Here is a 12,677-nt window from a genome sequence, read left to right on the forward strand (position 1 = left end):
CGGCACCAGGACGTCGAGTCTTGGTTGTCTGGAACAATCTGCCCGTATGGACACACCCACGGTCTGGCGCGGCAGCACGATGCGCGACCGGGCCTTCGATCGACGCGAGCGACTCGTCGAGGCCGGCTACGAGTTGGTGGGCACCGAGGGTGCTGCTGCGGTGACGGTGCGCGCGGTATGTCGTGGGGCCGGGCTGAGCCGGAACTATTTCTACGAGAGTTTTTCCAGCAGGGAGGAACTTCTGCGGGCGGTGGGTGACCGGGTCTACGACGAGATGCGGGCCTTCGTCGAATCTGCTCCGCAGAGCGGCACGGCTTCTGACCGGCTGCGTGCGGTGTTCGAGGCCGGCGCCACGTATCTCGAGGAGGATGCGCGCCGCGTGCGGATCATCTTGCGCGAGTTCGTGTCTGACGAGACGCTGCGCGAGCATGCCAATCAGATGGTGCCGCTGTTCTTCGCCGCGGTTTCGGGGAGTTTCGCCGAGAGCATCAATCGGTTGCCGATCGATGCGACGCGGCCAGCGACTTTCGCCATCGGCGCGGTCCAGATCTATGGAGCGGTGAGCGCGACATATCTCGGCTGGCTTGAGGGTCGCCTTGCCGTCACGCGCGACGAGGTCGCGGCGGAATGTGCGGAGTTGGTGCTCTCCGTGCTCGATGTGCGGCGCCGCCACTCGTCCTGACCTGGCCCTGCGTATCTGCGCTGCGAACCTACTTGACATCGGAGGGCTAGCGATCCACCATATTATTAAGACCATATGGTCTTAATAATATTTCTCGGCAGGGCAATGCCGCCGTGCCGGAAAGGACTCGCAACGGTGCGAATGAAATCCACATCTGTCGAATGCCGCGGCGCGGCCGACGGGCGGAACCGAGTAGCGATTTTCGGTGGCGGCCCGGGGGGTCTGTCTGCGGCACTTGAGCTCGCAGAACGTGGCTTCGACGTTGACCTGTACGAGAAGCATGACTACCTCGGCGGGAAGGCTCGCAGCGAGACCTTTCGGGGAACAGGTGCCGACGGCCGCAAGGACCTGCCTCTGGAGAGCGGCCCCCATGTCTATTGGGGCACGTATCAGCACTGGAACGACACATTGTCGCGGGTGCCGAGGGGGGAGGGGGACGGATCGGTCCTGGACAACCTCGTCAATTCGAACACGACCCTGATCTCGACGTTGGCCGGAAACGGACGCTTGTTCTCCCGGAGCCGGCTCGAGGCCATAAGCCAAATCTGGTCCTGGAAGCTGATTCCGGAGATGCCGCGGCTGGCGCTGAAGCTCGTCGCGTTGGCGACCTCGGGTCTGCTCCGTCAGTACGACCAGTTCGAGAACGTGACGTTGACCCAGTACACCGGCCCAGTGTCTGACAAAGGGTTTGAGCTGCTGGCCGTACTCGTCGGTCAGGTTAAGGTCGCCCCTGATCTGGTCAGCGCCAGAGAGACGGCCAGGAACATTCAGATCTTTTCGGGCTACTGCGGCACGAAAGGGCTCGGGCGGGGTGCGCGGCATCTGACCGCAATCACTCGGGGCCCGGCCGATGAGGCGGTGTACGCGCCATTCGGAGGGCACCTGGAGAAACTCGGCGTCCGCATTCACACCGGCACTGAGCTTCTGAAACTGAATGCCGACGGCGGCGTCGTATCCGGGGCGCTCGTCAAGGATCGTGCCGGTGACACCCAAGCCGTCACCGCGGATTGGTATGTCCTCGCCGTTCCGCAGAATGTCGCTCCGAAGGTGTTGAGCGCGGAGCTGGTCGAAGACGATCCACAACTGGCCCGGCTGGACCAGATGGGTGAGCAGTGGCTGGGGGCTGTGAACCTGTTCCTCAAGGGGCCCCGGATGCCCAATGGGGGAACCCTGGGTCCGTGGCAGATCGTCGCCATCGACTACGGCGCGGCCGTCCCGGGTTTCAGCGAGCAATACGGCGATGGCACGCCGATGCAGTGGATGTCCATTGACCTGCAGACCTGGGACTATCCCGGTCTGTTGTACGGAAAGACGGCCAAGGAATGCAGTGAGCAGGAATTTCTGGATGAAATCCTTGCGCATTTGGCGAAGTTCATGCCGAGCTCGTGGGGCACGCTCGACCGCGCGAACATCATTCGGTGGGGCACAAGCCCGCTCGTGCGTTTCCCGGCGGGACAGCCTGTCACCAACGACGAACCGCTGTTCGGCGCGGAGGTGGGCACCTGGGCCGGACAGCCGCGCGCGGTCACCGGTATCGACAACCTCTTCATCGCGGCGACTTATGCGCGCACCAGCGGGGGCATTGATGCCATGGACTGCGCGTGCGAGGCCGCGCGCCGATCGGTGGCCGCGATCATGCAGAGAACAGGAACGGCGGGCGAGGAGCCGTTCGTGGACACCTATGAGGCGAAGGGGATTCTCAAGCGGCTCTGGGACTACGACGATCGTCGCTATCTCAAGGGATTGCCGAATCGGTTTGATCTGATCCGGCCGTTCCGGGACAGGCCGCATCGTGTCCTGTCCAGCTACCCGCGCGACATCGCCAATTGGCCCGACTCGATCTGACCCGGCGACCGGGGCCGCATAGGAGGAACCCTTGTACCGTCTCAGTGTCTTATACGGACAGCCGTTGGACTCCAACCACTTTCGCTCCTACTACACAGACGTGCATCTGCCTCTCGTCATGAAGCTGCCCGGAATTCGCGGCATCCGGTATGCCCTTGATATCGCCGCGCTCGACGGCGAAGCGCCGCACTTCGCGATCTTCGAAGCTGATTTCGACACCGAGGATGCGATGACGGCAGCACTCACATCGTCAGCGGGTCACGTGGTGGCGCAGGATGTTTCAAACTATGCGAGCGGCTGGGCGACCATAATCCATTACCCGTTGACAGAACTTGAAGTCGAGTAGCCCGATGGACGACGACAAACTCTTCGGCGACGTTTACTCGCATATCGCGGACACCACGGTCAATCCCACTGCCCAGACGATCTTTACGGTCATCCTCGGGTGCCTCGTCGCTGCGGCGGCGGTCTACGGCGTCGTGGAGTTTGTTCGGACGAAACGGCCGCTGGTGTTGGTGCTACTCCCCACCGCGGCGCTGATCTCCGTCTTCGAACCGATCACCGACATCGTCGGTCACCTGTACATCTTCGAGCACGGCGCCAACGTCGCCTACACCCTCGCTGGTCGCGGCATGCCGTGGTGGGTGTTGCTCGGGCACACCCTGGCATGGACGCTCGCGGGCTGGCTCGGCTGCTACTTCGTTTCCCGCGGCTGCCGAGCGCGCACCGTTGTCGTTCTCTTTCTCGTCGGCGTGGCAGGAAACATCCTCTTGGAGCTCCCCGTGACGCAGTCGGGGTTGGAGTCCTACTTCGGCTCGCAGCCGCTCATGGCCTTCGGCACCTTCCCCATCTCATGGGCCTTCACCAATCAGGCTGGTGGAATCGTGGCCGGCGCGGCGATCGGCGCCGCCTGGCGGTGGCTCACCGGCTGGCGGATCCTCGCGATCATTCCACTCATGCCGGGTGCGGTTATCGGCGGCATCTGGTTCTGTGCGTGGCCGGTGTTCGTCACCATGAACCGGGATTACCTGACCACCAGCCCGAGCCTCTGGATTGCCGTACCTGCCGCGCTGCTCGCGATAGCGCTCGCCTTCAGCTACGTCAACATCGCTGCCCGGGTGCTCTGCAACCTGCCAGGACCCACCGCCGCACGGGTGGCGTCGCCGGAAGGTGAGCCGGCGCCGAGTTCCCTTACCGCGCATTGAGTGTGACGGCCAGTCCGTCTCTGGGCATGCCGAGCGTGGTCGGATCCAGTTTCCACTGGTAGTCCGGTGCGATCGCCCATTCGTAGTCGCGTAGCAGGTGGTGCATCACGATTTTGATCTCCATCTGAGCGAAATGCAGTCCGATGCATTTGTGCACGCCTGCACCGAACGGAATCCACGCGAATCGATGAGCCTTGTCTTCGTGGCGTTCGGGTGAAAACCGTTCTGGATCAAAGCGATATGGGTCTTTCCAGACGGACGGGTTGTGATGGACCGCTGCGGGTGTTACCAGGACGAAGGCGCCTTTCGGGACAAAGTGGCCATCAACCTCGTTGTCCCGCAGTGCTTCCCGGGCCAGCGTGGGTACGGGCGGGTTGAGCCGCAGTGACTCCCGCATGACGGGGTCGAGCTCGGTCAGCTGTTCCAGCGTGTCGTGTCCGATCTCACCGTCGAGCGCCATTGATTGCTGCCTGGCCTTCTCTTGCCATTCCCGGTGACGGGCCAGGTAGTAGGCCATGGTGGTCAGCGTCGTCGACGTATCGTGCGCGGCGAACAGCACAAAGATCATGTGATTGACCACGTCTTCGTCGGTGAACGTGTGTCCTCCAATGCCATGTCCAGCGTGATTGCCTTGAACTCGTTGCCCAGGAGTATGTTTCCGGTCGGAAACTGTGCAACCCGCTCGGCGATCACCGGTTACATCTCCTGCAGGTAGCCCTTGAGGTGGGTGTTCGTGAACGCCTGTTGCATGATGGCGCGGTGGTGCCGGTGCTCATCGAAGTCCATCAGCAGAATTCCCCGCCGGAACGCCACGCCGATCAGAAAATTCCATGCGGGCTCGTTGGCAAAAGACTTGTCGCGATTGACTGTAACGGCCTGTGCTCCTGCCGGTGACATCACCGAGACGAGGTTGTGGCCGAGCACCTTTGAGTAGGTGATATCGCCGAAGCGTTCCAGCTGTCTGCGGACATTCTTGTCGCGGTCGGTCAGCATCTGGAACTGCTGCACGATGCCGGGTAGACCGGATCCGTAGATCGGCTTGAGGCCAGAATCGGCCGGTACGTAGGTCATTTGGACCTTGAACATGCGTGCTCCTCAGCCGATGGGAGCGGTCATTGTGGGGGCGATCTTGCGTGGGTCAATGCCTTCGCGCCGGAAGCCTGCGACCGCCTGCTCGCTGTACCGAAGATGTAAAGGGGCCAGTCGTTCCCATGCCGGGCCGACCGCGCGCACCGCGGCGCAGAATCGTCGATACCGGATCTCTTGGCGGTCCGACCACGGGATGTCGAGTTTCCCGCGCAGCGCCGGATCCAATCCGCCAGCGCCGAGGAATGCCGCAACTCTGTCAAGAGCTGGTGCAAGTAGCCGATTCCACAGCCACGTCGGAACTACAGCCGGTGGTGGGAACGCTCGCGAGATCCCCTTGGTGATGTAACCGACGGTGTATCGGGCCACTCTGGTGTCGCCGACCAGTTCGTCCTCGACAATGCGGTCCCAGTAGCACACGAACTCCGCATAGTCCGCGGTTCAAAGCTTGCGTTAACGCCGTACAGGCTGTACGAATCCCTGGATTCGGCGAAGATCTGCTCTTTCTCGCTGTTGGACAGCGGCTTGATGAAGCGCTCTACGCCCGTGACGATCTGGTCGATGAAAGTCGCGTGTGCCCAGTAGAAAGTCTCCGGGTCGAGGCCTTTGTATGCAGAGCCGTGGTACCTGGTCTCGTCCGACATGACGCCCGCCAGGGGTTTGTGGAAGTTCCTGATTTGCAGACCGGTCTTGACTGGAGTGTTTCCGTAGACGGTGTTCGCTATCGGCGGCAGCGATCGCCGTACACGTTCGAACAGGTTCGTGAATATCACCGAATGGTCTGAAACTGCTTGCCCCAGTTGTGGGTACATGTTCTCCGTGGTGCCGGCCCGGCCAAGAAGCAGACTGAGTCGGCGATCGGCGAAGTACTTCCACACCAGAGAATTCGGCGGTAGCGGACGTTGTACTCGCTGACTCGGTGAGAGGCTTCCATCGGGGTCGCGGGCGCTTTCGATCGTGGTCGGTGGATCGCCCTGCAGTGTCATCACTCGATGACAGCACCGTCTGATACTGATGTCAATATCTGTGTCACTGCGTCAAGGGTGGTACCGTGGCGCAGGTGGTGCAGGTCGATGCGGAAACACAAGTGCTGCTCGCTGCCGCCGCCGAAGAGTTTGAAGCGGTGGGGCTCGGCCGTGCCAGCCTCGATGTGATCGCGCGCAAGGCCGGGGTGAGCCGAAGCACCGTTTACCGGCGGTTCGCGAACAAGGAAGCGCTCATTCTGGCGGTGTTACAGCAGTCGCTGACGCAGACAATGCGCGACCTGGACCGGGCGACTCGTGGGCACAACCCGCAGGAGGCCGTCATCGAGGCATTCGCCGGTGCGGTGAGGTCCCTCCATTCGTCACGGCTGTATCGGCGGGTTTTCTTCGAGGAACCCGCCGTGGTGCGCGGCCTGGTGGGCTCCGTTCGAGAGTGGACGGTGGGCGAGGTCGGCGTTCAGGTGAGCACGGCGCTGCGGCGGGCCGGCGCCCAGATGCCCGATGACGAGCTGCTGGCCGTGTCCGAGTTGTTGGTACGGATTGCTCGCTCATATGTGGAAACACCGTCGAAACTCATCGCTATGGACGATGAACCCGCGATGCGGGATTTCGCAAAGAGGCATCTGGCGAATCTGGTTCATTGAGGGACCCTGACCAGGCGCCCTGAAGGCGGAGCGACTACCTTCTCTATGAACGTTCTTACGGAGCCGCTCAACCTCAGAAGGGATGCCTGTGGCCGACAACAACGATTTCGCTACTCTCCAGTACCCCGGAGGCGAAACCAAGCTGGATATCGTCCGCGCGACCGAAGGCTCGGATGGCTTCGCGCTGGGCAAGCTGCTGGCAGACACCGGCTACACCACCTTCGACGCGGGCTTCGTCAACACCGCGTCCACCAAGAGCGCCATCACCTACATCGACGGTGACGCCGGCATCCTGCGTTACCGGGGCTACCCGATTGAGCAGCTGGCCGACAAGTCCACCTTCATCGAGGTGAGCTACCTGCTCATCTACGGCGAGCTGCCCACCCCGCAGCAGCTGGAGGACTTCACCACCAAGATCCAGCGCCACACTCTGCTGCACGAGGACCTCAAGCGGTTCTTCGACGGCTTCCCGCGCAACGCGCACCCCATGCCGGTGCTCTCCAGCGCCGCGAATGCGCTCAGTGCCTACTACCAGGACTCGCTGGATCCGCACGACGACGCGCAGGTCGAGCTGTCCACGATCCGGTTGCTCGCGAAGCTGCCGACCATCGCGGCCTACGCGTACAAGAAGTCGGTCGGGCAGCCGTTCCTGTACCCGGACAACACGCTTACCCTCGTCGAGAACTTCCTGCGGATGACCTTCGGTCTGCCGGCCGAGCCCTATGAGGTGGATCCGGAGATCGTCCGGGCGCTCGACATGCTGCTGATCCTGCACGCCGATCACGAGCAGAACTGCTCGACCTCGACGGTGCGGCTGGTCGGTTCGTCCGACGCGAACCTGTTCACCTCTGTCTCCGGTGGCATCAACGCGCTGTGGGGCCCGCTGCACGGCGGCGCCAACCAGGCGGTGCTGGAGATGCTGGAGCGCATTCGCTCCGAGGGTGGCGACACCCACGACTTCGTGCGACGGGTTAAGAACCGCGAGGACGGCGTCAAGCTGATGGGCTTCGGGCACCGTGTCTACAAGAACTACGACCCGCGCGCGCGCATCTGTAAGGAGCAGGCCGACAAGATCCTCGGCAAGCTCGGCGGGGACGATCAGCTTCTGGAGATCGCCAAGGCCCTCGAGGAAGCCGCACTCACCGACGATTACTTCATCGAGCGCAAGCTGTACCCGAACGTCGACTTCTACACCGGACTGATCTACCGGGCCATCGGCTTCCCGACGCGCATGTTCACCGTGCTGTTCGCGTTGGGCCGGCTCCCCGGCTGGATTGCGCACTGGCGTGAGATGCACTCGGAGCCCGGCAAGATCGGCCGTCCGCGCCAGATCTACACCGGCTACGGGGAGCGTCAGTACCCGTAGCTTTCCGCTGTGAGATGACAAAGCTCACACAAATCTGTTTGCATCGCTAACAGTTGTAGTTTCACAACGGTTGTGTGGAAGCAGCCGTCGGTGCGCTCAGCGAGCGTCGCAAGATCGTCATCCTGGGTTCTTGCTGCCTGAGTCTGCTCATCGTGTCGATGGATTCCACCATCGTGAACGTGGCGCTACCGACCATCCGGACGGATTTCGGTGCCAGCACCTCGCAGCTGCAATGGGTCATCGACATCTACACCCTGGGGCTGGCCTCGTTGCTCATGCTCTCGGGTGCCGCGGGTGCCGCGGGTGCCGCGGGTGCCGCGAGGGACCGGCCGGGCGCAGCGACTCGCACCGCTCATCGAGAGCACTGCCTCGCGGGAGGTTTCTCGTGTCGGATAGGCCCCTCGCGGATGAGGTCTGGCGCACCATGGCGAGCCTGGTGCTCGACAATCGCGATGGTTGGCGACGGATGGTCGTCGAGGCGACAGGTCTGCCATTCAGTCGGGTGCGCATCCTGAGAAGGCTTGCACGACAGTCGATGACAGTGAAAGGAATCGCGGAGGCCACGGCGTTGGCCGCCCCGGCGGCCACGGTCGCGGTGAGTGACCTGGAGCAGCGTGGGTTGGTGGTGCGTCGCATCGATCCCGACAACCGCCGGTGCAAGCGTGTGTCGTTGACCGATGAAGGGCGGCGCCTGATGGCGGTCATCGCCGAGATGGACGATCCCGCACCGGCCGGTCTGGCGGCGTTGAGTGAGGCCGAACTGAAGAACCTGCAGGCAATCCTGAAACAGGCGGCGGCACTCAGTTAGCGTCGAGCACGGCCATTGCGGCGTGATATCCGCCGAGACCCGACACACCGCCTCCGCGGCGGGAACCTGAGCCGCACAGCAGGATCCGGTGGTGGTCTGTGGCCACGCCCCAGCGTTGTGCGGTGGTCTCCATCGGGTCGTCGTCCTCGGCGAACGGCCAGTGCAATCCGCCGTGAAAGATGTTGCCCGTCGTCATGCCGAGGGCGTGCTCCAGATCTCCGGTGGTCTTGGTCTCGATACACGGGTTGCCGTGTGAGTCGGTGGCCAGCACATCGGTGATCGGCTCGGCCAGTACCGAATTCAGCGATGCAAGCACGGCGGCCTGCAGTTCCTCGCGCGTTGCGGACAGTCCGTGCGGTGTGTGCAGCCCGAACACCGTCAACGTCTGCACGCCGGATGCCCGCAGCTCCGGCGACAGAATGCTGGGATCTGCCAGTGAATGACAGTAGATTTCACACGGCAGCGGATCGGGGGTGGCGCCCGCCTGTGCCTGCCGGTAGGCGTTCTCCAGCTGCGTGTACGTCTCGTTGATGTGGAAGGTGCCGCCGAAAGCCTGCTCCGGCGTGACCTTTTCATCGCGCAGGCGAGGCAGGCGGGTCAGCAGCAGGTTGACCTTCACCTGTGCGCCCGGCTGGCCCTGAGGTGGATCTTCGCCGAGAAGACGGGCCAGCACGGTCGGCGTGACGCCGCTGAGTACGCGCTTGCCGATTGCTGTGTGCTCATCGTCACCGGCCCGATAGCGCACCTCACCCTCGGGATTGATCGACAAAACTTCTGCCCCGGTGCGCAGTTCGGCACCGTACCGACGTGCGGCCGATTCCAGCGAGCCCGTCACGGCGCCCATGCCGCCGATGGGTACGTCCCACGGATTCATCTGGTGGTACAGGAAGCAGATGTTCTGCTGCAGGGAAGGATCATCGGCGCTGGCGAAGGTTCCGATCAGCGCATCGGTGAGCAGGACTCCGCGTTGCAGGTCGTTGGGTGTGGCCGCACGGATCACCTCACCGATGGGTGTCTCGATCAGCTGCTCCCAGGCCCCCGCGCGGATGTCGCTTCGCCGCCGCAGTGGCTCCAGCATGGAGTTCCACAATGGCCGCGTGACCGAATCGCAGAGTGCTCCGAACTCTGCGAAATCATTTGTGCTGGCGAGAAACCCGCTGCGGCCATCATCCTCGGGATCCGGCGTGTACGACGCGTACTTGCGTCGTGCCAGACGCACGTCCAACCCCAGGTCATCGATGATCTGCCGAGGCATCAGGCTCACCAGGTACGAGTAGCGTGACAGCCGGGCGTCTACGCCCTCGAATGCCGGTGCCGAGATCGCCGCACCGCCGAGCACGTCGAGCCGCTCCAGTAACAGCACTCGCTTGCCTGCGCGCGCCAGATACGCCGCGGCGGTCAAGGCGTTGTGCCCGCCGCCGACGATTACGGTGTCATAGCTATCGGTCATGACCTAACGATAGGGTCGATCGCATGACGAAACCCGAGATCGATTTTCAGCCAGGTCCAGCGCCCACCGAACTGGTCATCAAGGACATCACCGTCGGTGATGGCGCGGAAGCCGCGCCCGGATCGGTCGTCAACGTTCACTACGTCGGTGTCGAGTTCGAGAGCGGCGAGGAGTTCGACAGCTCGTGGAACCGCGGCGAATCCATCGAGTTCCCGCTCGATGCGCTCATCCAGGGTTGGCAGGACGGTATCCCCGGCATGAAGGTGGGCGGACGTCGCCAGCTCACGGTGCCGCCGGCACAGGCCTACGGCGAGGCGGGTGCGGGGCATCAGCTGTCGGGTAAGACGCTGGTGTTCGTGATCGACCTGCTCGGCGCGCGCTAGGGCTAATGCCCGGGGAGGCGCAGCACCAGTCGTGCGCCTCCCAGTGGGCTGGACTCCAAAGCTGCTGTGCCGCCGTGGAGTTCGGCCTGCTGTGCCACTAGTGCCAGGCCCAGGCCGGAGCCGGTGTGTGATGCGGTGGAGCCGCGGGAGAACCGTTCGAAAACCAGCTCGCGCTCGGCCTCGGGGATACCGCTGCCGTTGTCGTCGATCGCGATCTCCACACCGTGCACGGTGCTGATCGCAGAGAGTCGGACTTCCGAAGCGCCGCCGTGGCGGACTGCATTCTTGATCGCGTTGTCGATCACCAGCCGCAGCCCGGCGGGCAACCCCAGCATCAAGATGGTCGACGAGGGGACCAGAGACACCTCGACATTCGGATAGCTGCGGTCGGCATCGTGTGCGGCGCGGTCCAGCAGCTCGGTGATGTCGACCGGTACGTGGTCATCCTCGGTGGTCAGGTCGCCCTGAGCGAGCCTCTCGAGCGCGGAAAGCGTTGCTTCGATGCGTGTTTGGGTGCGCACGGTCTCTTCGAGAATTTCGGCGCGCTGGTCTTCGCTGAGGTTGAGGGTGGAGAGCACCTCGAGGTTGGTCCGCATCGCGGTGAGCGGGGTGCGCAGCTCATGTGAGGCCACCGCGGAGAAGTCGCGCGCGGTTTCGAGGGCCGCCTTGGTCTTTTCTTGTTCGGTATTGATGCGTTCGAGCATCCCCTCGACCGCCTCGGAGATCTCGACGGCCTCGCGCACACCGCGCACATTCACGTCGTCGGGGTTGGATTGTGCGTTGATCAGACGGGCCTGCTGCGCCAGCAGCCGGAAGGGGCTCACCACGATGAGGGAGATCACCCAGCCCACGATCACGGTCCCGATCAGTACGCCGCCACAGATCGCGAGGATGCGGATGTGATACCGGTCGATCTGCCGCTGGGTCTCGGCGATCGGGGCACCCACGGCAACGGGGATGTTGCCCGGGGCGATGAACGATCGGACCCGGTACTCGACGCCGTTGATGGTGGTGTTGGCGTAGCCGGGTTCCAGTAGCGGTAGTTCCACCTCACTGGGGATGGACTTGGTCAGCCCGGCCACGCGGGCGGTCAGCACCAGGCCGTCGGGGGTGTCGATCTTCCCCTCCGAACTGATCACCGAATTCAGCAGGCTTGAGACGGCACCCAGGCTGGACACCGAGTCCAGCCGTCGATCCAGTTGGCTGTTCTGGTCATCTTCCACACCGAGCCACACCCAGGTGCCGAGCGTGACCACGAGCGCCATCACCCCGAGTGCGGCGATCGCGACGAGGGTGCGCAGTGAGAAGACCCGCATGGGCCGTTCCAGCAGTCGGTACGCCAGATCGGTGATCCGCTGGCTGCGGTGCTTACTGGGAGTGGTCATGGAGGGTTACTGCGAACGCAACACGAAACCGACACCGCGCACGGTGTGCAGCAGGCGAGGCGCACCACTGGTCTCGAGCTTGCGGCGCAGGTACCCGATGAAGACATCGACGACGTTCGTGTCGGCGGCGAAGTCGTATCCCCACACCAGCTCGAGCAGCTGGGCCCGCGACAGCACCGCGGTCTTGTGTTCCGCCAACACCGCCAGCAGATCGAACTCACGCTTGGTGAGGTCTACCTCGACGCCGTTGATCCGGGCGCGCCTCCCGGGAATCTCGACCTCGAGGGGGCCGACGGTGATGGTTTCGGTGGACGAGGTCGCCACCGCGCCGCGACGGCGCAGCAGAGCCTTCACCCGGGCCACCAACTCGGCGAGCACGAAGGGTTTGGTCAGGTAGTCGTCGGCGCCCGCTTCCAGGCCCGCGACCCGATCATCCACCGAGGTGCGCGCGGACAGCACGCACACCGGTACGTCGTTGTCCATCGCGCGCAGCGCGGTCACCACACTGACACCGTCGAGGACAGGCATGTTGATATCGAGCACGATCGCATCCGGGCGATGCTCGGTGGCGCAGCGCAGCGCTTCGGCGCCGTCGCTCGCGGTATTCACCTCAAAGCCGGACAGGCGCAGGCCACGCTCCAGTGAGGCGAGCACGTCGGCGTCGTCGTCCACCACCAGTACTCGCGGGGACGGGTGCCCGGCATCTGGTGATGAGCCGCTTGCGCGATGTCCATCAGGCATGTCTGCCATCTTGCCCGATGCAGTGCTCAAAACGTTCCATCTGCGGACGTCGGTGCCGTCCCGTGCGTCGCCAGTATCATGAAAGCTGATAATCCGGCG

11 protein-coding genes and 3 pseudogenes are annotated in these 12,677 nt (G+C 63.5%); 9 read left to right on the forward strand and 5 right to left on the reverse strand.

The window, feature by feature from the left end; all coding sequences use genetic code 11:
• The first annotated feature begins 46 nt into the window (after positions 1 to 46).
• From MSTE_RS04350 to MSTE_RS04365, 4 genes are all read left to right on the forward strand, one after another.
• Positions 47 to 682 carry a TetR/AcrR family transcriptional regulator gene (locus MSTE_RS04350; RefSeq protein WP_096499293.1) on the forward strand — a complete coding sequence of 212 codons (636 nt, stop codon included), beginning with the start codon at positions 47 to 49 and terminating at the stop codon, positions 680 to 682.
• A 141-nt stretch (positions 683 to 823) separates the two neighbouring features.
• Entirely contained in the window at positions 824 to 2,527 is a 1,704-nt protein-coding gene (locus MSTE_RS04355) for an FAD-dependent oxidoreductase (protein WP_157997632.1), read from the forward strand.
• A 31-nt stretch (positions 2,528 to 2,558) separates the two neighbouring features.
• Positions 2,559 to 2,873: an EthD family reductase gene (locus MSTE_RS04360; RefSeq protein ID WP_096499297.1), complete on the forward strand. Its 315-nt coding sequence runs from the start codon at positions 2,559 to 2,561 to the stop codon at positions 2,871 to 2,873.
• Between the two features lie 4 nt (positions 2,874 to 2,877).
• The gene (locus tag MSTE_RS04365; protein WP_096499299.1) at positions 2,878 to 3,732 is read left to right on the forward strand and encodes a hypothetical protein; all 855 of its coding nucleotides are present in this window, start codon (positions 2,878 to 2,880) and stop codon (positions 3,730 to 3,732) included.
• On the opposite strand, the pseudogene MSTE_RS25795 reads toward MSTE_RS04365, so the two are convergent.
• Both MSTE_RS25795 and MSTE_RS04375 read right to left on the reverse strand, forming a co-directional pair.
• Positions 3,719 to 4,818 (reverse strand): annotated as a pseudogene (locus MSTE_RS25795) (cytochrome P450). The gene MSTE_RS04365 and the pseudogene MSTE_RS25795 overlap by 14 nt on opposite strands.
• 9 nt (positions 4,819 to 4,827) lie before the next feature.
• Positions 4,828 to 5,804: pseudogene (locus MSTE_RS04375) on the reverse strand (oxygenase MpaB family protein).
• 65 nt (positions 5,805 to 5,869) lie between these two features.
• Here MSTE_RS04375 and MSTE_RS04380 point away from each other — a divergent pair.
• From MSTE_RS04380 to MSTE_RS04395, 4 genes and pseudogenes are all read left to right on the forward strand, one after another.
• Positions 5,870 to 6,445, forward strand: a complete 576-nt coding sequence (locus tag MSTE_RS04380) for a TetR/AcrR family transcriptional regulator (protein WP_157997633.1) — start codon at positions 5,870 to 5,872, stop codon at positions 6,443 to 6,445.
• An 82-nt stretch (positions 6,446 to 6,527) separates the two neighbouring features.
• Complete coding sequence (locus tag MSTE_RS04385) at positions 6,528 to 7,811, forward strand: citrate synthase (protein ID WP_162291364.1); 1,284 nt, start codon at positions 6,528 to 6,530, stop codon at positions 7,809 to 7,811.
• Between the two features lie 74 nt (positions 7,812 to 7,885).
• A pseudogene (locus MSTE_RS04390) lies at positions 7,886 to 8,107 on the forward strand (MFS transporter); the annotation flags it as partial.
• 128 nt (positions 8,108 to 8,235) lie between these two features.
• Complete coding sequence (locus MSTE_RS04395) at positions 8,236 to 8,619, forward strand: MarR family winged helix-turn-helix transcriptional regulator (RefSeq protein WP_162291365.1); 384 nt, start codon at positions 8,236 to 8,238, stop codon at positions 8,617 to 8,619.
• On the opposite strand, the gene MSTE_RS04400 is transcribed toward MSTE_RS04395, so the two are convergent.
• Positions 8,612 to 10,069: a phytoene desaturase family protein gene (locus MSTE_RS04400; RefSeq protein ID WP_096499304.1), complete on the reverse strand. Its 1,458-nt coding sequence runs from the start codon at positions 10,067 to 10,069 to the stop codon at positions 8,612 to 8,614. The two genes, MSTE_RS04395 and MSTE_RS04400, sit on opposite strands and share 8 nt — an antisense overlap.
• A 23-nt stretch (positions 10,070 to 10,092) precedes the next feature.
• Between MSTE_RS04400 and MSTE_RS04405 the strand changes: the two genes are divergently transcribed.
• Positions 10,093 to 10,452 (forward strand): FKBP-type peptidyl-prolyl cis-trans isomerase, encoded by a 360-nt coding sequence (locus MSTE_RS04405; protein ID WP_030094367.1) that lies wholly within the window; start codon positions 10,093 to 10,095, stop codon positions 10,450 to 10,452.
• Between the two features lie 2 nt (positions 10,453 to 10,454).
• On the opposite strand, the gene MSTE_RS04410 is transcribed toward MSTE_RS04405, so the two are convergent.
• Both MSTE_RS04410 and MSTE_RS04415 read right to left on the reverse strand, forming a co-directional pair.
• A complete protein-coding gene (locus MSTE_RS04410; protein ID WP_162291558.1) occupies positions 10,455 to 11,768 on the reverse strand; it encodes a sensor histidine kinase in 1,314 nt (437 codons plus the stop codon).
• A gap of 75 nt (positions 11,769 to 11,843) precedes the next feature.
• A complete protein-coding gene (locus tag MSTE_RS04415; RefSeq protein WP_096505423.1) occupies positions 11,844 to 12,578 on the reverse strand; it encodes a response regulator transcription factor in 735 nt (244 codons plus the stop codon).
• Between the last annotated feature and the right edge of the window lie 99 nt (positions 12,579 to 12,677).

The organism is [Mycobacterium] stephanolepidis (genome assembly GCF_002356335.1).
In the GTDB taxonomy this organism is placed as follows: domain Bacteria; phylum Actinomycetota; class Actinomycetes; order Mycobacteriales; family Mycobacteriaceae; genus Mycobacterium; species Mycobacterium stephanolepidis.